The sequence below is a fragment of the Deinococcus sp. JMULE3 genome, assembly GCF_013337115.1.
Taxonomy (GTDB): Bacteria; Deinococcota; Deinococci; order Deinococcales; family Deinococcaceae; genus Deinococcus.
In genome coordinates, this window is record NZ_SGWE01000002.1 from 17,525 (window position 1) to 34,293 (window position 16,769).

Below are 16,769 nucleotides of genomic sequence, written 5' to 3' on the forward strand. Positions count from 1 at the left end.
AGAGCTTCAGTCGTCCGCTTCGGGGATCGCCTGCCAGTCGTACGCGTGGCGAGGGTACGCGTCCAGGTGGGCGATGGCCGCCGCGAGAAACGCCCCTCGGCAGTCCAGGGGAACGCACGTCCGGAACTCGAAGTGGAAACCCTGGAAGGTGATGGTGCCCTCTGGCGTGGCGTCGATGCTGAGGCGTGGCCAGACACCCTGCGCCGTGGCATCCCGTGGGTGCATCTCGGTCCACATCAGGCCGAACTGCTCGGCCAGCGCCTCTATCGCGTCGTCATAACTCTCGCGCAGGCGGTCCAGCTGCGCACTCAGTGTTTCGTCCCCGGTCATGCAGACGAGGTGGCCCCCGACGCAGGGGGCCAGCACTTCACGGGCAGGTCGCCGGGCCGCTCAGCGCGTCACGAGGGTCGTGCCACAACCCGGACGGGCTGATCAGCAGGGCGTCCCAGCAGCTCGCCGTGCATCCAGATCCAGTGCACCTCGCCCGGGCTCCCCGTGTCCGCTTCGAGCAGGGCCTGGACGTCCGGTGGGAAGGTGCAGCGTGTGAGCAGTTCACTGGACGTGCCGACCTCTCCGGGAGGGAGGTGGACGTGCAGAAGGGGGGAGAGGAGCTGGGCACGCCCGAACGATGCGTGCCGCTCACCCCGGACGTCCCACGCCTGAGAGGGGGTGAGCACGAAGGGCGTCATGCCTTCCGCCCGTTCGAATTGGCCGAGGTCCCAGGCACTCGTCCCGGCATACCCAGCAGCGCGGGCGGCCTGCAAGGCGGTCGTGACACTGGGAGCGTAGACCGCGCACTGCCAGGTGTTCGGGCCATCGGGACCATCGGCGACGAGATCGAATCGGCTGAGCATGGGAGGGACGTGGCCTGCGGGCGCAGGCCAGGACTGGAGCGGTGAGCGGGGGTCTCGCACTGGGCGTTCGGCGTGCGCCACCCCGGTCCCTTCTCCTCCCGCGTGATGGAGGAGTGGGGCGATCCAGGGGGTCTACGACTGTCGGTGGTGGATTGCCGCCTTCGCGCGCAGGCCGCTTGCGGACTGCGTGCAGCCACCCCGCGGCGCGTTCCGGGTCTGGCGTTGCCGGGCTGCGGTGGGCGCGCCGTGCGCCCGCCGCCGTCCCCGCCCATGCCCCGCCGAACACTGGAGTCCTGGTGCAGCTCAGGGTTCGCCGGTCAAGTACGCACTGAGCGGGGTGAGCAGCGCGCCGCGGATGGGAGCGATCACGTCCTCCCAGTCGCGGGGCGTGGCGGCCGCCTGCAGCTGGTCGGTGAGGTCGTCGGCGGCCTGATCGGTTGGGGTGACGATGGTCACGCCGAGCACCTCGTACCCGCGTGGGGCCTGGTCGTGCAGGTGGATGATCCACACGGCCCAGCCCTTCTGGGCGGCGCGGCGGACATCGGCGGTGAACAGGCGGGCGGGGGCGCGGATGACCTGCCGGTCCTCGCGGGTCAGCAGGGCGAGGTCGAGGAAGCCGTTGCCGTCGGCGCGACCGAGGCGGTGCCCGTTGGGGGTGCAGTACTCGGCCGCTTCGAAAGCCGTTACCTCGAACGTGTCTTCAGGGGCGAGGGTCAGGGTGTACGGGTCCATGCCCGGCGCGTGGCTCCGGCCGTGCCGGGGCCAGGTCTGTTCAGGCGGGGCGGGGGAGCGTCTGCGCGTAGCCGAGGATGGCCGCGCGGATGTGCTCAGCGTGGCAGGGTCTGGGTGTGCACCAGCACTGGAGGTGCACGGGTCCCTGCGTGGCGAGGGCGGTGAGTCGCAGCACGGCACGGCGTTGTGGGGTATCCGTCCGGCACTGCTCCCGCAGGACGTGCAGGTACAGCGCGGCTGCCTCTCCCTGCTCGAAGCCGAGGCGGTGCAGCGCCCGCTGTGCCTGCTCGCGTTCGGTGCCCGTGAGGTGCGTCGCGTGGATCAGGTGACTCGTCCACGCGGCGGCCTCACTCGTCCAGCGGCTCCGTCCGATGACGGGCAGGGGGTTGCCGAGGACACTGCCCCGGCCTCGTCCGACGTACTCGATGTGTCCAGTGTCGTGGGAATCGCCGAGGCGGCCGACGGTGATGAGCATGACGCCAGACCGGCCCCACGCAGGGGTGGGGCCAGGACTGGGTCAGACATACGGAGCGCGGCCGTGCGGCCAACTCTCACCTGTCTCCAGGGTGAGCGCCTGCGAGAGGAGGAGCACGGTGCGGGTGGCCGCGTGCCCCGGGTCATACCAGCAGCCGTACGGGTACGGGTGATCGTGCCCGGTCGCGTCGAGTGCCGTCCGTGAGATGTAGAAGGCGAGCGTGTCCGGGTCAGTAATGCTGGGCGTGACGTTCAGGGTCCGCCAATCGAGCAGGCGTGCCTGCTTCTCGTTGCTGCCCGGCCCGACCGGGATAGGGGCAGGGAGCAGGGTGTGCAGGAAGGGATTCCAGGTGTTCACGGTGGCGAACAGGACGCCGCTCGTGGGTTCGAACAGGTGGCCGCTGGCGAGCACCGTGTCATCCCGAGCGCGCAGGGAGATCTCGTGTCCACCCTGCACGCAGAGGAACCAGTCGCCGCTCGCGGCGGGAGACTGTTGGAGGAAGCGCGTGGCGAGTGGGGGGCCGAGCAGAGGGGCAAGGCAGCGGTCCAGTTCCTCCGGGAGGAGGGCAGCCGCGTCCACGGTGACCCGGTCACCCTGGAGGGTGCCGAGGGCGCGGCCTGTCTCCGCGTCGAGGATCTGCCACGAGTCCTCCAGGGCCCGGAGGGCGGCTTTCGCGGTGAGGCCGAGGAGGGTGAGGCAGGTCGTGGCGTGCAGGATGAGGTTGGGTGGGCTCATGCGCGCGGCCTGGCCCGCGGTGCGCGGGCCACGACTGGCGGAGCATGAAGAAAGGGAGGGAGGCACGTGGCCTCCCCCCACCGGTCAAGTTCGGCGTAACTGATTCAGGCGCGTGTTGGCGTGCTGCTCGTCCATCCACGTGGCGCGTCGGCCGTCGGGGTGACGCCCGGTCGTCATGAGGCGCAGGAGGGCCTGGATCTCCCGTTCGCGGGGGTCAGTCTGCGGCATTGGCGACCCCCTGGGCGTTCAGGGCGATGACTTCCATCACGTCGAACGCACGCGCGCCGGCTGCCGTGTCCACGCGGTCGCGGCGGAGGATGCAGGTGAGGGTGAGTTCCGCGGCGGCGTGTCGGGCGCCCAGGGTGGGGGCGAGGGCGCGCCAGGCTTCGCAGTTGAAGTAGTGCGTGTGCCCCTTCCGGTCGCGCACGCCCACGCGCGCTTCAGTGACGCCGATGGGTTTACGCACGGGGTCGCGGGTGAGGAACGCGGCGAAGCGGAACTCGTTCACGGCCTGCAGGAGGAAGGGCGTGGACCCCTTGCGCGTGATCGGCCCGGCGTGGGGGGTGAGGGTCACGCCGAGCAAGCTCACGGCACTGGCCTTCTGCCCGTCGCGGCCCTGGAAGACCTGTTGGGTACCCATGCAGGTGATGCGCGCGACGCTCCCCTCAGCGGGCAGGGTGGCCAGTTTGCGGGGGCCGGTGAAGGTCACCGTGTGAATCCAGGTGACGCCCCGGTGCCCGTTGTCGGTGATCCCGGCGAGCTTCACGGTGGTCTGCGTGTCGGTGGTCGTGGCATTGAGAACGACGCCGGTCAGGGTGCCTTGCATGACGGCCGCGTGGCCCGCGGTGCGCGGGCCAGGACTGGACGGCAGGCGGTCCGGGCAGGGTGAATGCCGGGCCCTGTTCAGGTACGGATGATCACGCCCACCGGAGTCACCCGGGGCTCGGCGAGCTGGGCGTGATGCAAGGCGTCCTGGGCCAGGGTGCGAGCGGCGAGGCCCGCCCGGTAGTCGTCCGGGCAGGCGAGCGCCGTGCGTTGATGCTCCAGGGCCGCCTGTAGGAGGGAGCGGGCGAGCTGCTCATGCTCGCGGGGACTCATGGGGTACCGGACCATGCGGGGGTGCTCGCCTGGATGGTCGAGGACACGGTGAGAGACAGGAAGGCGAAGCCACCTGCCCAGCTGGTGACGATGACGGTGAGGGTGATCGCGCGGAGGTTCAGGCGTCGGTTCATGCAAGCCGCGTGGCCCGCGGTGCGCGGGCCAGGACTGTTAGAGGCGGCCGAGGTCGCGGACCTCATTCGGCACCGGACCGAGCGCGATGATGGCCGCCGTCAGCTCCGGCAGGGCGCGACCGGCGAGGCGGGTCACGTCCGCCGTGAGGTCCGCGATGGAGTACGAGAAGCGGCCGCCCGGGTGGTGGAAGAGGGACTCGAACACCGGGTCCTCCTGCCCTTCCCGGTACACGTCCAGGAAGTGGATGTTGAGAGGCGGATCGAAGCCCGCGTCGAACGAGAGGGTGGTGCCGTCGGGCAGTTGAGTGCTGGCGAGGACTTTCGACATGCGCCCGGCTGGGCCCGCGTGAGCGGGCCACCGCTGTGCTCCGGCTCCGTTTGAGCGCCCGCAACCCGGCCTGGGCTGCACGGTTCGACAGGCGCTGAGGCATGGGCCGGTGGCGCGAAAAGGCGGTGACTCACGCCACGCTCACAAAAGCTGGATGTGATACTGTAAAAAACGAACCACACCACAAAATCAATCACAGTAAAATCCCCAATTTGAAACGAGGCCGATGTAACGGTTTCCCCTTCACCACCAGGGAAAAAACAGCACTTCGACCGGGGGGTCCGAAACATCCCAGATGGGACGCTTATGTAACGCCCTTTTTCGACCAAACGAAACCCACATCACACATGAAGACGCCTCATCAAACATGTGAAAAACGCCGCGTTATTACGCGCTTGGACGGCAGGTCATCAGCTTTTTCGCGAGCAGCACCGCCAGTTAGAAAAGCTGGAACCAGAATCGCCAAGTTTTATTTGGCTCACTTAGAAAAGCTGGAACCAAGACCGCCATATCGGGGACAACCATCTGGAAAAGCTGGAACCAGCATGACCAAGCTGCGCGAAGTTTCCAAATTGAAGCTGAAATTAGGTCACATCAGATCAACTTGGCAAAACTGGAACCAGAACCGCCTAGTGGTATAAGAATTCCTGGAAGAGTTCGAACCAAGACCGCCAAGACATGCTGAGATCACTTGGAAAAGCTGGTACCTAAATCGCCACCTCATGCCCACCGACTGGTTCGATCGCGGTAGCAGGTTGAGCTGGGCGGTAGACATCTTCCTGGTACGCCGATGACTCCCGCGATACATCGTACGAATGCTCCCCTCTGAGACGTCTGAAGCGGAATGATGCAGAGGTCGTCGTGTGCCGCACGACTCCCTTCATCTCAGCTGTGAGCGGTGGGCTGATGCGGGCATACGCATCGAACAAGGAAGGCATGCTTGGTACTGCATGCGGGACTGAGTGCGACCTAGACGCGCCCAGGAATTGAGACTGTAGCGATGAGTGGCCTGCTTGTCCTCCGGGCTGACTCCCCGTGGCTCAATGGGATGCAGCAGATCAACTCGGGCTTCTGCCAAACCGATACCAGCAGTGCGCGCGAACTGCGAGTCGTCACCCCCAGGACATCTACGGTAGTCATATGACAAATCTTGAACTGGACCGTCAACCTGATTACGCCACCGTCAATGAACTGGCCGACCGCCTTGGGCTCGGCCGCCGGAGTGCCCTGAATGTGATGAATACCTGCGCCGCGCACCTGGGCATTCCCATCTACACGGCCGAACGCAATCAGCTGCAAATCAAGCGTGCGGACTTCGATCAAGTCGTTGAACTTGCCAACCTTCTCCGCAGTGTTGGCCTCAGTGTGCATCAGGTTGAAGCCATTCGGGCCTGCAGCAATCCTCTGCTCTGGACTTTGCTTGCTCGGCCAGTTCCTTCGTCCCCTACCGATCCTTACGATCCGATCACACGCATTGAGGCTAGCCTGACAGACTTTCTCCAGAAGCAGGAGGCCGTCATGAAGCAGCAGCTTGACCTCCTTCATCACGTCGTCAGTTTGCTCCCAGCTGCTCCAGCACCGACACCTACCCCGGTTCCCGCTGCTGTTCGCCGTGAGCCGCGCGAGTGACCGGACAGGCCGGTCCTCGCCGCCGCTGGACACGCCCGGCCCTCGTGCTGATCTTCGTCACGTTCCCACTCTGGAGTGCTTCATTCTGGCAAGAGTTTCCACGCGAGAGAGAACAGCGACCAGAACGAAGGCCCAAGAGGCAGGGGCTTGAAATTCCCCGGTCTCATGGGCCTTGATGCGAAGTGACTATGCCTCGCATCCCTAGCCTACCGCACAGCATCATCACCGCCCAGCTGAACCGGGTCACCAGCCTCAGTGGCCTCGTCCCCTACAGCACCCTGCGGAAAAGTGCCATCTCCAAAGAGATGGCACGGGACTCCTTCGCATCGACAGAAGACCTCCAGCGTCGAGCCAGGAACGCGCCTTCCGGCGCGTTCCTGGCCATCGATTTCGTCATGGTGCCCCACGCCGGACGGACGATGGAAGGCGTGAACTACCACTACAGCGGTCAGGCTCAGACCCGTCTGGGCCATCAGTTCACCTCCGCGGCCCTGGTCAGGTTCGGTGAAGATCCAGTTCCGTTGCTCGAGCGCTTCAAGGTTTCCCAGCCCCTTGAGACGACCTGTTACCCGTACCGCACCGCCACGCAGGAAATGATCCACGTCGTTCAGGATTGCCTCGCGGCGGGCGTCCCCATGGCGGGTCTGCTGCTGGATGGAGAGTTCGGGCGGGACGCGGCCGTGACCTTCAGTCGCGAGCATCAGATTCCGGTCTTGATCCGTGCCAAAGCCAATATGACCGTGCAGTTCGAGGGTGAGTCCCTCACCCTCGGTGCGCTGAGCCGGCAGTTCCCTCCGGAACGCTGTCACCTGTACGCGGAGTTCGGGTGGCGCGTCCGTCGATTGCCGGTTGCCCGTGAGGTCGGTGGGTTCGATGTCCTGATCGTGTGGCGCAAGGTGCACGGGGAGTGGACACGGTTTTTCCTGTTCAGCACGTTTGGTGGTGACGTCACGGTTCGCTCACTGCTGCGGGCCTGGAAGGCCCGCTGGGGAATCGAGGTGATCCACCGGTTCTTCAAGCAGAATCTGGGGCTGGGACGCTGTCATTGCCGGACGCTCCAGGCGCAGGAGAACTGGGTGTGGTGCGTGGTGGAAGCCTTTCACGCAGTGCTACGGGTGCGTCGGGAAGGACCGGGCATGACGTGGCGAGCCGCACAACGGCAGGCAGCTCAGAATGCCGAACAGTACGTCCTGACCGGCCTTGAGCAGGACGGACCCCTGCTTGACGCCGCGTGACACGACATCAGCAGGGAAGTGGAAACTCTTGTTCTGGCGAACTACCACCCGCGCCATGGACGCCCGGAACGAGCGTGAGGCCTGCCTCGCCTTCATTCACGCCCGCCCCGGCTGGACTACCGCCACTGACCTCGAGCGGCGTCTCGACGATCTCCAACTCACCGCAGATGCAGAGTTCAGTCAGGACCTCCAGGTCGCTCAGGCACAGCTCGCGGCGCATGCTGCACCGGCCGGACACATACGTCTGTACGGCCTCCCGGCTCACGCGACCCAACACTGGTGGTTCGGTCGGGCACAGCTTCCCGGCCGGGCCTTCACGCTGCGGGCGCCGGACTTCCAGCGCGTGCCGGGCCTGAGTGTTCTCGTGCTGGATCTGCCGTGGAAGGGCGGTGTGTTCCTGCCGGTGGAACTGATGACCCCCTGCGGGACGTACCACCAGACCGTCACGTTGCTCCTCCGGACAGACGATGTGGGCAGTGTGCGGATCAGGACGCAGAAGGGCCGCGTGCAGGTCAGCGAGCAGGTGATTCCCGTCACCCGTCCGTGATGGGCCCCGCACAAGAGAGGGGGGGAAGCCAGTGCTTCCCCCCCTCTTCCTGCTCTTCCTGTCACCCGGTCAAGGCCTGTTCGCGGTGCCCCCAGCGACTGCCCTGCGCCACGCTCACCTGCACTCCGGGCGGTAACCGGTCGTGGGCTACCTCGTCAAAACATTCCTCCAGATTCTCGAAGATGACGTACTCCCCGCGGCCGCGCACGAGGATGCCGAGGGACGCGACGGGCGGCCCAGTGATGCCGTCCTCGTTGCGTTGAATGAGCGGCCAGAGGGTCCGCTCGTCCTTCTCCTGGTACGCACTCCGGAGACTGCCAGCGTGCCAGGTCATGACCGCGCGCGCACCCCGAGACCGGGCGTATGCAATCGCGCGGGCGTCCCCCGGGCTGCTGACCTCGTCCACCACCATCCACCGCGGCTGGAAGTTCTTCACCGTCTGATTGAGCTTCTCGAACTGCAAGGTCGGGTCCCCGATCGGCACGCGACTCACCCAGTCCGTGATCGGGTGAGGCTGAAAGCCGTCCCCCAGAATCTCGTTCGAGGAGTCGTTCACGAACAGTCGCCCGGCCAGCCGCTCGCCCAGAATCCGGATGCAATCTCGCAGCAGCGCCGTCTTCCCACTCCCGGGAAGTCCCATGATCACCAAGCCATCCTGCGCGACCGACAGCCACTCCCGGAGCGGCTCAGCCAGACCCACGAAGGCCTTCGCCACGCGGACGGTGACGAGGCTCGTGTGCCCCATCGTGTCCAGTCGACCGAAGCGGTGCAGGGTGCCCTCCAGCCCCAGGCGTCCGTCCGCGCGCCACTGCCCCACGGAGTCCAGCACCTTCATGTCATCCAGGGTCAGTTCAATCGGATAGATGACGTGCGCGTGCTGGTACAGAACCTCCACGGGCCCGAACGCCTGCATGCGAATCTCCTCGACCTCCCGAATGCGGGACTCGACGAGCACCTGCACCCGGCCGGGCAACATGCGCAGCAGATGATCGAATTCACTCGCCGTGCTGACGTCGAACACCGGTTGTGGGGGCAGCGTGACCCGCCGCGTCACGCGGGCGATGCCTGGGATATCCGCGTGCATGATCAGGCCTCGCCGATCGTGACGGTGCCCCGTTTGAGCTGTGAGCTGGACCGGGCCGTGAGGGTGAGCGCCACGATGCCGAGGCCGAGCATGCAGCCGGTCATGCCGGCGGCGAACCACCAGACGCCCCAGATCACGGCGGCGATCAGGAGGAGGAGTTCGTAGCGGAAGGGGAGTGCGCTGAGTAGTCGGTCCATGATGGTTTCGTCCTCTGTGCCCCGTTTGTACTGGCTGAGATTGCGGGCATGCAGGAGCACGAGCATGACCGAGAAAGCGCCGACGAACCCTGGCAGGCCCGCGAACATGGGCCAGAACAGCAGGCCGATGAGCGTGACCCCGAGGAGGAGTTCGTAGCGGTACGTGATCCGTTGAAGCAGACGGTCGATGGTTGGTTCCATACCCCTCACCGTGCAGGACGTGGGGGTGACTGGCGTCCGGCGTTGTCGTACCGGAGTTTCAGCAGATCCACTCGCGGGGTAGGACCAGTCGCTGTGACCTGCGTCGCCCAGAGGTTCAACCGGGAGAGCGTGCCGGCATCCCTGGTGATCGCCACCGGTGCCGTGAGGTCGGCATCCAGTGCGGCACCCGAAGCCAGCCACGCCCCGTCCACGAGGATCCAGGGTGTCGTGATCGCCCCGGGGTAGAGGTACGTGTTGATGCCGCTGGGCCCGTGCGAGACGTTCAGCAGGTACCCGCCGCGCTTCACGGTGGCCCGCTCAGTAATGAGGAACACGCGGGTGCCTCGGGCGGCCGTCACCTTCAGTGCAGCAGCGACGGCCTCGTTCATGACACGGGGGAGAACGGCGATCACCTCCCGTCGGGCACCCTGAATGGACTTGGCCACATCGGCAGTGCTCTGCGCCTCCACGGAGGACGCGCAGAGCAGCAAGAGACAGAAAATTCGGCGCATGTCGCGAGCGTGACATGCGCCGGGGTGACGACTTGACCGTCAGGGCGAGCTGGGTGGCCCCCCCACGACACTGTTCACGAGGTCCGCCTTCGATTGCCGCTTTTGCTCCTTCCGGGACAGCTTGCCCTCCCCAGTCGGTTCGGCTTCTGCGGCCCGCGCCTGACGGACGGCGGCTGCCGTCGCAGCGAGTGACTGGACGGGGATCTGGTTGTGATCCCGACTGCCAATCCGCTTCTGCGGGAACCGGAGGACGCCCTCACCCCTGAAGATCTCCCGGGTGCGGGTCATAGTGCACAGCAGGGTCCCGTCGATCACCTGAGCGGCAAGCTCGGTCGGCGTGGTGGGGGGGTCGGTACTCGCGCACTGGGCTTCATACGCCGCACGCTCGGGCGTGCCGCTGATGCTCAGGGCGTTATCCCGGAGCCACCGGTAGACGGCGTAGGCGTCCGGATAGTCCGCCAGATCGGCTTTCAGGTCCTCGGGGAGGGCCGCCTGTGCCTTCTTGGTCAGGCGGGCGTGCGAGGTGGTCCGGGTGCGCTCGAGGAGTCCGCCGATCACCAATCGCGTGACGGCATTCTTGCCGTTGACGGTATCCGCATCATCATCCAGACGCACCGTCACCACCCGCTCCGGCAGTTGCAACTCAATCTCGATCAGTTCAGTCATGCACGCCCGCAGCCACTGCACCACCTCCGCGTCCGGCAGGTTGGCACCACTCCCCGTCGCGCCCTGGGCGGGAGCGGGCTGCGGTGCCGCCGACGCGGGGACGGGGCGTGAGGGCGTGCCCCGATGGTCCTGAGCCGGTACGCTCGTTGCGCCTGCGAGTGCACCGTCCTGGATGATCCGGGCCGTGTACGCCACCAGGCCGCCCGGGCAACGCGCGATGGTCTCCTGGTAGAACCCGTGAAGCAGGTTGGGCTTCGACCCTGGCTTGATGCCACTTCCCTCCACGGTCGCCATGGTCATGGGCGCGAGCTGCGTCCTGATCGGCTGGTGACCATTCACGCGGACCACCGCTTCGCCCAGCGTGAATTGAGAGAACTCCTCATAGGAGAGCAGGTCTCGCTCGACGAGCTTGGCGGACACGGCATTGCTGCCCTCGTGCTCCAGCACGCGGATGGAGCGGCTACCCGTCACCCCGACTTCCGTGGCGGTCGTCTTGCCGATCAGGTCCCGGATCTTCTTCGCGTCATCCCCATTGATGCCGCGCGGGAACACGATCACGCGGGCCACCACGTTCGTCGTGATGGCCTTCCAGTACGCCTCCCCGTATACCAGTTGGCCCTGCGCGTCGTTCTGAATCCCAAGGTGGTGGGAGATGTTGTACGAGCGCAGCGTCCCCAGGGACCGCATCATGTAGTTGATCTTCCCGATGCTGGGCAGCTCGTCCATCATGTACGCCAGGTGCACCCTGAGGCGGCCGCCCTGCTCCGCCGCTACACGCATGGCCGCTGCATCCAGCAGGCGTTTGTAGAGTCGGAAGAGCACCTCGCCTGAGCCGTCCATCATGTTCTTCTGGTTGATGCCCACCATCACCAAGGAGGGCTGACGGAAGCATTCCTCCAGTTGCGTGGTCTCGGTCGGAAGGCCACTCGTGGCCCGGACGACGTCTTGATTGAAGAACACCTTGAGGGCACTGATGATGCCGTTCTTGGTCTCGGCGAAGTTGCTCTCGCCCGCGTCCCGGTACCCGGTGAGGATCGCTTTCGCCTGCTCGTCCCTGGCCGTCTCGACCCATTCCATGAGGCGGTCGTCGGGCAGCATGGCGTGTTCCAGGACGTGACCCATGTGGGCCCGGTCGCCCATCTCCGTGCGGAGGAGCCACATCAGCGCGGCGATCATGAAGCGCTTCTTGTCGTTGTAGTGCTTCCCACGCTCCTCCATGAACTCTGGAGGTGGGAACACGGCGTCCGCCACCTCCAGCGCGTCCGAGAAGGAGAAGACGCCCGCGATCAGATTCACGCGCGCCCCATACGGCTCATACGGCGCGAGCAGCACCGTGCGCCGCTTCCGCGCGTGCCAGTACCCGATCGTCTCGTAGAACCCGCTGTCCTTCTGCGGCCACTTCACGTCGAACACCACGCACGTGATGCCCAGGTGCGCGCCCAGGAAGATGTTCGGCTGGAAGAACGACGTCGTCTTCCCGCTCCGGATGCCGCCCCACACCAGGGTGTTCTGGCACCAGTCCTCCAGCGGGATGTACATGGGCGGCAGGTCCTTGGAATCGAACGTGCCGCCCACCTCGCCGCTCTTGAGGTACCCGAGGAATCCGATGAACGGGTCGTTCGTGGAATCACTCCCGAACATGTACCGCTTCAGGGCCGCCTTGTTTTCCCAACGGGCAAGCCCTGGATCCTTCTGCGGGACCGCCTTGCGACTGGGGAAGAATTTCATCGTGAGGGGAATGGCGATGACGGGCAGCAGGAGGGCCAGCCAGTACCAGGCCATGCCCGCGGAGAACTGCGCGCTGAGCCAGGGGCCACACTTCTCGTCAGTTCCACAGGCGATCAGCAGGGCGGCCATGGCGTCCTCCTTCAACTGGCGGGCCTGCGCAAGGCCAGTGTGCTGGAAGATCAAGGCGGCCGACCGTTGACCGACGTCCAGGGCCTGCATGAGCAGGACGCCCACGGCGAGCATGGTGCTGCTCATGGCCGCAACGGCGACGGGACTCGGCGGGTTCGCCTGCGGCCGCTCCGGTTGAGAGGGCGTCACGGCGCGCTCCGGAGACGCCGCCAGATGGCCGGTACCGTCACGCTGACGGGAGGAGTGGGGTGGGTGCTGCAGGGCTGTGCGGGTGACGTGGGGGTGTAGAGCGGGGAGACGCGAACGGCGCCTCCCCGAACTCTCCACGCCGTTTGATGGGCGTGTGTCATGTTCAGTCCTCTTTCTGGTCTGACGTCGAGGGCGGATTCGTCTGTCCGGCGCTGGCAGGGGTGACCTTGGGTGCCGGGGCGGGGGAGACCCTGGGTGCAGGAGCGGGGGGTTCAGCGGGGGCTGGAGGCGTGGGCGTGCTTGCCGGTGTCGCTGCAGCAGACTGCGGGTTCGGCGTGACTGGAGCAGCCTGGGGTGCAGGTGCAGGCATCGGTGCCGGTGCAGGCGCAGGAGCAGGACGAGGTGCCGGTGCCGGAGTTGGCCGGGGTGCAGGAGCAGGAGACGCTGGTGTCGGTGCAGTCGGCACCGTAGGCGTCTCTGCAGGCGTCGATGGGGCCGGGGCAGGAGCTGGACGCGGCGCGGGGGCGGGAGACACTGGTGTCGGTGCAGTCGGCGCAGCCGGAGCCGAGGGGGTCGCGGCAGGCGTCGGTGCGGGTGCAGGGGGAGTGGGACGAGGTGCAGGAGTCGGTGTCGGGGTCGCTGGAGCAGTCGGGGCCTGTGCTGGCGTTGGGGCGGGCGCAGCAGCAGACGGCGTCTCACTCGCCGGTGCAGTGGTCGGCCTCGGGGCAGGCGGGGCTTCCGGAGTCGAGGTGGGCGCTGACGGGGCCGATGGCGCAGGGGCCGGGGAAGCGGTCGGCGCTGCCGCGGGCGTGCTCGCCGCTGCCGCTTCACGATTGGCCAGTCGTGCCTGGGAGATCTCGTTCCGGGACGGCGCACGTGCGGGCGTGGGCGCAGGGGCCGGTGCGGGCGCAGGTGCGGGGCTCGGGCCCAGCGGACTCACGTCCACCCCCGGAATCGCACGCCCTCCACTGGACGCCGCATGAATAGCCCGCCTCGGCACGCCCCCAAGGACCACTGCGGGTCTCGGACCCTGCTCTGCCCGCTGCCGGTTCCGTTCTGCTTCCACATCCAGTGGATTCGGAGCGGGTGGGGGTGCCTGGTTCGGCGTTCCGGAGTACGCCGGCAGGTTCGTTCCTTCTCCCCGGAGCGACTGGCCGTCTTGCGTTGCCTGCCGTGGGGTCACGATGGCGGGTCCCGGGCGGGCAGAACCTTCACTGCCGCCCTGGGCTCGCATGGCACTGATGGCCCGGCCGCTCGGGGGGCGGACGTCGTCGGCGTACGCGGTCGCGCCTCGGATCGCAGCAGCGCGGTCTGCCGTCGCAGTTGCCTCAGCCTCGGCAACGGTCACCCTGGGGTGCAGTTCTGCCGCGTCTGCGTCGCGCGGCCCGAACTGATTGGTACTGTCCGGTCCGCGCCTCGCCTGGATATCCTCGCGAATGGCCCGAATGTCACTCCGCACGGCCCGCGCGGGTCCAGCGACACCGGCCTCCCAGGCCTGGCCAGCCTTCTGCGCGTTGGCCGTTCCACCCCAGGCGGACGCGGCAACCTGCGCCCGAGCTGCCTGGAGGCTCTGACCGGCGGACGCCCGCACTGCCTTGGCGCCCGTGCTGAAGGATTCCTGGGCCTGGGTACCCACGGCCGTAGCGACGCCACGCCCGCCCGCGACCGCAGCGCCCGCGCGTCCCTGACCATTCTCGCGGGCACTCCGGAAGGCTGCGTACCCCGCGCCAATCGGCGTGCTCATGCTGGGTGCTGTGACTGCTTCGGGCGGAACATTGGGATTGGTGGCCGCCGCGCCCTGAGCGCCTTCCGTGACGGTTTCAGGAGGGACACTGCCGGATGCACTGACCGATCCACTGGGCACACCTGGTGCGGCACTCTCCCCGCCAGCGGTGCTCCCTCCAGTGGAGGTCCCGCCACTTCGTTTGCCGAGCATGCCGCCCACGGCTTTGGCCTGCACGGCTTTCATGAGCATTTCAGCGCCTGCCAGTTTCGCGGCGCCGCCCAGGACTTTCGTGAGCGCTCCAGTTTCCACGCCAGAGGACTCACCGCCGCCAGAGATCCCGATCAGTCCAGCAATGCCACTGGGCAATCTGCGGAGTGCGGACGCGGCAATCGACAGGCCGACGATCAAGGCGGCCACCATCAGGATCATCTGCCCGAACAGTTCTTTCAGGCTGCTCAGGTCGGACTGAATCGGGAGCATGACCTGCTCGTTGAGCTGGCACCCGATCTCCGTGAAGCTGCACCCCTGATCGATACTCCGCTGGTACCGTTGGAGGTTCGTGGCCACTTCAGCGTTCATCTTGGTCACCGTCGGCGTCAGGCGAGCCGCAGGGATGCTCAGGCCCACCGTGGTGACGCTCGCCACCCCAACCGGCATGAGCGCGGCCGTCAACATGGCCGCGAGGTACGAAGCACCAACGTACCCGGCGGGTTGGAATCGGCCCAGCACCAGGAAGGCAATGGCGATGGGCAACAGCAGCAGGGACAGTTGCAGACCGAACCCCACCGCGAAGATGATCCCGGCGAAAATGGCGAACAGCCCGTACAGGAGGAGGAAGCCGATGTTGAACACCCAGCCGTTCCCGGAGAAGGCCTGATTGATGCCAGCCTGATCCTTCTCCAGCTGCTGGGCGTACAGGCTGTTCACGAGGTTGGGGTCCTTCAAGTCGCCCGAAATTTCCCCAGCCTTGATCGCGTCCAGCTGCTTGCGGATCTCCGCTGCCTGAGAGCCGCGCGCGACGAGCAGGGCGACGTTCTTCCCTAACGCTCGTGTTTGCTCCTGCACGCTCGTCGGGCCTTCCGTCATGGCGCGGGTGCCTACAGCTGCTGACATGCTGTACAGGCTGACGAATCCTTCCATGGCACTGGCCTGAATGTCGGGCAACAGTCCCTTGTTCTCCCGGGCGGGGGACACGAGCAGGCCGATCACGGCGGCGATCATGAAGGGCATGAGCGCCTTCTCCGGCGCCCCACCCATGACCGCGGCGAAGAGCTTCCAGAAGAAGAACGCGGCCGTCAGGGTCAGGCCGACGGTCGCCATGCCAGTCCAGAGGCCCCACCGTGCCCAGAGGTCGATGTTCTGAGCGAAGAGGCAGGGCGCGTTGGGGAGGAACGCACTCAGGGTCACGTCAGCGGTTGACGCGACGGCTGCGGTGGGGCACTCGACGGGGGTGCCTGCGGCGTGCGCCACCCCGGCAAGCAGGACCAGCAGGGGCAGCGCACGAATCACTTGCTGCCGCCCATCAGGCTGCGGATGTCACTGCGCCGCTCATCACTCGGGCGGAGTGTCTGCCCGATGCTGTCCGCGAGCAGGTCCGTGCGTTTGACCATGGACTTGTACTCTTCCTCCTGGCGGCGCGTGGTCTCCTCGATGAGCTGCCGGTTCCGCGCGGTCCGCTCCCGCTCCTGCTGCTGGAAGTGACTGAGCAGCTGGTCGTTCTGCTCGTTCGTGATGGTCTGGTTCTGGCTGATCGTGGCGAGCTGCTGACTGAGGGCATCGAACCCACCCGCGTTGACGTTCAGTTGCTCGATGGCCATGGTGCCCAGGATCTTCAGGGCCCCCTCGGCACTCAGGGTCGCCTGGAGGTTCGCGGCCTGCCCGGGCGCGCGGCGGGCGGCGTCCGCGGCCACCTGACTGGTGCGGGTCACGAGTTTCATCGAGTCTCGCTGACTGGCGGCCATTTCACCCGCCTGCCGGATGCGGGTGCGGAGGCCTTTCAGTTCCTCCTCCCGCTGCACGAGGGCACGGTACCTCGGCATGTCCCGCTGGGACTGGGCCTGGCTGATCTGTGAGCGCACGTCCGCGATCTGCTGGTCTGCTGACGACAGGATGCGCGCGACGCTGCCCCGGGGGTCGTTCGGGTCGATGGTGCGGGCGTTCCCATTCAGGGAACTCAGGCCGCCGAACTGCCCGACCAGGCTGTTGATGCTGTTCACGCGGTCGGAGAAGTTGCTGTTACTGAACATCTGCCGGACCGTGTTCCGGGCTTCGTTGATCTGCTTGACGTACGCCATGCCACGGTTCCCGGCGTCGATGATGGGCATGATCGTCGTCTTCATGTCCATGTAGGTATTGACGATGGGTTTGAGCATCTGCGCGAACGGCCCGATGACGGGGACCATCGTGAGTAGATCAATGGCTTTGGAGAGCATGGCGATCGTGCTGTCGACAGTCATCATGACGTTGTTGGCGCCGTCGAGCGCCCCGCTGATGGGGTCGAGGATGTCGTCCTGGGCGAGTGCGGGGCCGGATATGAAGGCCGTGAGCGCCAGTGTTCGGGTCACTGCGGG

Annotated in this window: 18 protein-coding genes; 4 read left to right on the top strand and 14 right to left on the bottom strand. The window is 66.4% G+C overall.

Annotation, left to right across the window (positions count from 1 at the left end; genetic code table 11):
* Nucleotides 1-6: 6 nt before the first annotated feature.
* The 9 genes from EXW95_RS01430 to EXW95_RS01470 all read right to left on the bottom strand — a co-directional run bounded on the left by EXW95_RS01430 (nt 7) and on the right by EXW95_RS01470 (nt 4,356).
* The gene (locus EXW95_RS01430; protein ID WP_144012362.1) at nt 7-330 is read right to left on the bottom strand and encodes a hypothetical protein; all 324 of its coding nucleotides are present in this window, start codon (nt 328-330) and stop codon (nt 7-9) included.
* A gap of 68 nt (nt 331-398) precedes the next feature.
* On the bottom strand, nt 399-854 hold the full coding sequence (locus tag EXW95_RS01435; RefSeq protein ID WP_078305714.1) for a hypothetical protein: 456 nt from the start codon (nt 852-854) through the stop codon (nt 399-401).
* A gap of 303 nt (nt 855-1,157) precedes the next feature.
* A complete protein-coding gene (locus tag EXW95_RS01440; RefSeq protein ID WP_058979406.1) occupies nt 1,158-1,586 on the bottom strand; it encodes a hypothetical protein in 429 nt (142 codons plus the stop codon).
* A gap of 40 nt (nt 1,587-1,626) precedes the next feature.
* Nucleotides 1,627-2,061: a DUF4326 domain-containing protein gene (locus tag EXW95_RS01445; RefSeq protein WP_078305715.1), complete on the bottom strand. Its 435-nt coding sequence runs from the start codon at nt 2,059-2,061 to the stop codon at nt 1,627-1,629.
* 42 nt (nt 2,062-2,103) lie between these two features.
* On the bottom strand, nt 2,104-2,796 hold the full coding sequence (locus tag EXW95_RS01450; protein ID WP_078305716.1) for a hypothetical protein: 693 nt from the start codon (nt 2,794-2,796) through the stop codon (nt 2,104-2,106).
* Between the two features lie 214 nt (nt 2,797-3,010).
* A complete protein-coding gene (locus EXW95_RS01455) occupies nt 3,011-3,622 on the bottom strand; it encodes a hypothetical protein (RefSeq protein ID WP_078305717.1) in 612 nt (203 codons plus the stop codon).
* A 77-nt stretch (nt 3,623-3,699) separates the two neighbouring features.
* Nucleotides 3,700-3,909 carry a hypothetical protein gene (locus EXW95_RS01460; protein WP_058979415.1) on the bottom strand — a complete coding sequence of 70 codons (210 nt, stop codon included), beginning with the start codon at nt 3,907-3,909 and terminating at the stop codon, nt 3,700-3,702.
* Nucleotides 3,891-4,028 carry a hypothetical protein gene (locus tag EXW95_RS01465; protein ID WP_160329956.1) on the bottom strand — a complete coding sequence of 46 codons (138 nt, stop codon included), beginning with the start codon at nt 4,026-4,028 and terminating at the stop codon, nt 3,891-3,893. Before EXW95_RS01465 ends, EXW95_RS01460 begins: the two co-directional genes overlap by 19 nt.
* A 37-nt stretch (nt 4,029-4,065) precedes the next feature.
* Nucleotides 4,066-4,356, bottom strand: a complete 291-nt coding sequence (locus tag EXW95_RS01470) for a hypothetical protein (RefSeq protein WP_078305719.1) — start codon at nt 4,354-4,356, stop codon at nt 4,066-4,068.
* A 1,140-nt stretch (nt 4,357-5,496) separates the two neighbouring features.
* Between EXW95_RS01470 and EXW95_RS01475 the strand changes: the two genes are divergently transcribed.
* From EXW95_RS01475 to EXW95_RS01485, 3 genes are all read left to right on the top strand, one after another.
* Nucleotides 5,497-5,985 (top strand): hypothetical protein, encoded by a 489-nt coding sequence (locus EXW95_RS01475; RefSeq protein WP_144012364.1) that lies wholly within the window; start codon nt 5,497-5,499, stop codon nt 5,983-5,985.
* Between the two features lie 188 nt (nt 5,986-6,173).
* Complete coding sequence (locus EXW95_RS01480; RefSeq protein ID WP_174366046.1) at nt 6,174-7,220, top strand: transposase; 1,047 nt, start codon at nt 6,174-6,176, stop codon at nt 7,218-7,220.
* 28 nt (nt 7,221-7,248) lie between these two features.
* Nucleotides 7,249-7,767 (top strand): hypothetical protein, encoded by a 519-nt coding sequence (locus tag EXW95_RS01485; protein WP_174366047.1) that lies wholly within the window; start codon nt 7,249-7,251, stop codon nt 7,765-7,767.
* A gap of 61 nt (nt 7,768-7,828) precedes the next feature.
* Here the strand turns inward: EXW95_RS01485 and EXW95_RS01490 are convergent, their stop codons facing one another.
* The 4 genes from EXW95_RS01490 to EXW95_RS01505 are packed head-to-tail and all read right to left on the bottom strand — an operon-like array spanning nt 7,829 to nt 12,473.
* On the bottom strand, nt 7,829-8,851 hold the full coding sequence (locus EXW95_RS01490) for an AAA family ATPase (RefSeq protein ID WP_078305722.1): 1,023 nt from the start codon (nt 8,849-8,851) through the stop codon (nt 7,829-7,831).
* Between the two features lie 2 nt (nt 8,852-8,853).
* On the bottom strand, nt 8,854-9,249 hold the full coding sequence (locus tag EXW95_RS01495) for a hypothetical protein (protein ID WP_078305723.1): 396 nt from the start codon (nt 9,247-9,249) through the stop codon (nt 8,854-8,856).
* Nucleotides 9,250-9,254: 5 nt separating this feature from the next.
* Complete coding sequence (locus EXW95_RS01500) at nt 9,255-9,761, bottom strand: hypothetical protein (RefSeq protein WP_078305724.1); 507 nt, start codon at nt 9,759-9,761, stop codon at nt 9,255-9,257.
* 39 nt (nt 9,762-9,800) lie between these two features.
* The gene (locus tag EXW95_RS01505) at nt 9,801-12,473 is read right to left on the bottom strand and encodes a type IV secretory system conjugative DNA transfer family protein (RefSeq protein ID WP_078305725.1); all 2,673 of its coding nucleotides are present in this window, start codon (nt 12,471-12,473) and stop codon (nt 9,801-9,803) included.
* A 1,354-nt stretch (nt 12,474-13,827) separates the two neighbouring features.
* On the opposite strand from EXW95_RS01505, the gene EXW95_RS01510 reads away from it, so the two are divergent.
* Nucleotides 13,828-15,243 (top strand): hypothetical protein, encoded by a 1,416-nt coding sequence (locus tag EXW95_RS01510; RefSeq protein WP_144012365.1) that lies wholly within the window; start codon nt 13,828-13,830, stop codon nt 15,241-15,243.
* A 461-nt stretch (nt 15,244-15,704) separates the two neighbouring features.
* Here EXW95_RS01510 and EXW95_RS01515 read toward each other — a convergent pair whose 3' ends face one another.
* Nucleotides 15,705-16,763 carry a hypothetical protein gene (locus EXW95_RS01515; protein ID WP_078305729.1) on the bottom strand — a complete coding sequence of 353 codons (1,059 nt, stop codon included), beginning with the start codon at nt 16,761-16,763 and terminating at the stop codon, nt 15,705-15,707.
* Nucleotides 16,764-16,769 lie beyond the last annotated feature (6 nt).

What these genes read in the sequence shown, in the direction of transcription:
- EXW95_RS01460 (WP_058979415.1), bottom strand. Translation starts at nt 3,909, where the DNA reads ATGGTCCGGTACCCCATGAGTCCCCGCGAGCATGAGCAGCTCGCCCGC.
- EXW95_RS01480 (WP_174366046.1), top strand. Translation starts at nt 6,174, where the DNA reads ATGCCTCGCATCCCTAGCCTACCGCACAGCATCATCACCGCCCAGCTG.
- EXW95_RS01445 (WP_078305715.1), bottom strand. Translation starts at nt 2,061, where the DNA reads ATGCTCATCACCGTCGGCCGCCTCGGCGATTCCCACGACACTGGACAC.
- EXW95_RS01440 (WP_058979406.1), bottom strand. Translation starts at nt 1,586, where the DNA reads ATGGACCCGTACACCCTGACCCTCGCCCCTGAAGACACGTTCGAGGTA.
- EXW95_RS01450 (WP_078305716.1), bottom strand. Translation starts at nt 2,796, where the DNA reads ATGAGCCCACCCAACCTCATCCTGCACGCCACGACCTGCCTCACCCTC.
- EXW95_RS01500 (WP_078305724.1), bottom strand. Translation starts at nt 9,761, where the DNA reads ATGCGCCGAATTTTCTGTCTCTTGCTGCTCTGCGCGTCCTCCGTGGAG.
- EXW95_RS01490 (WP_078305722.1), bottom strand. Translation starts at nt 8,851, where the DNA reads ATGCACGCGGATATCCCAGGCATCGCCCGCGTGACGCGGCGGGTCACG.
- EXW95_RS01495 (WP_078305723.1), bottom strand. Translation starts at nt 9,249, where the DNA reads ATGGAACCAACCATCGACCGTCTGCTTCAACGGATCACGTACCGCTAC.
- EXW95_RS01455 (WP_078305717.1), bottom strand. Translation starts at nt 3,622, where the DNA reads ATGCAAGGCACCCTGACCGGCGTCGTTCTCAATGCCACGACCACCGAC.
- EXW95_RS01470 (WP_078305719.1), bottom strand. Translation starts at nt 4,356, where the DNA reads ATGTCGAAAGTCCTCGCCAGCACTCAACTGCCCGACGGCACCACCCTC.
- EXW95_RS01475 (WP_144012364.1), top strand. Translation starts at nt 5,497, where the DNA reads ATGACAAATCTTGAACTGGACCGTCAACCTGATTACGCCACCGTCAAT.
- EXW95_RS01465 (WP_160329956.1), bottom strand. Translation starts at nt 4,028, where the DNA reads ATGAACCGACGCCTGAACCTCCGCGCGATCACCCTCACCGTCATCGTC.
- EXW95_RS01430 (WP_144012362.1), bottom strand. Translation starts at nt 330, where the DNA reads ATGACCGGGGACGAAACACTGAGTGCGCAGCTGGACCGCCTGCGCGAG.
- EXW95_RS01435 (WP_078305714.1), bottom strand. Translation starts at nt 854, where the DNA reads ATGCTCAGCCGATTCGATCTCGTCGCCGATGGTCCCGATGGCCCGAAC.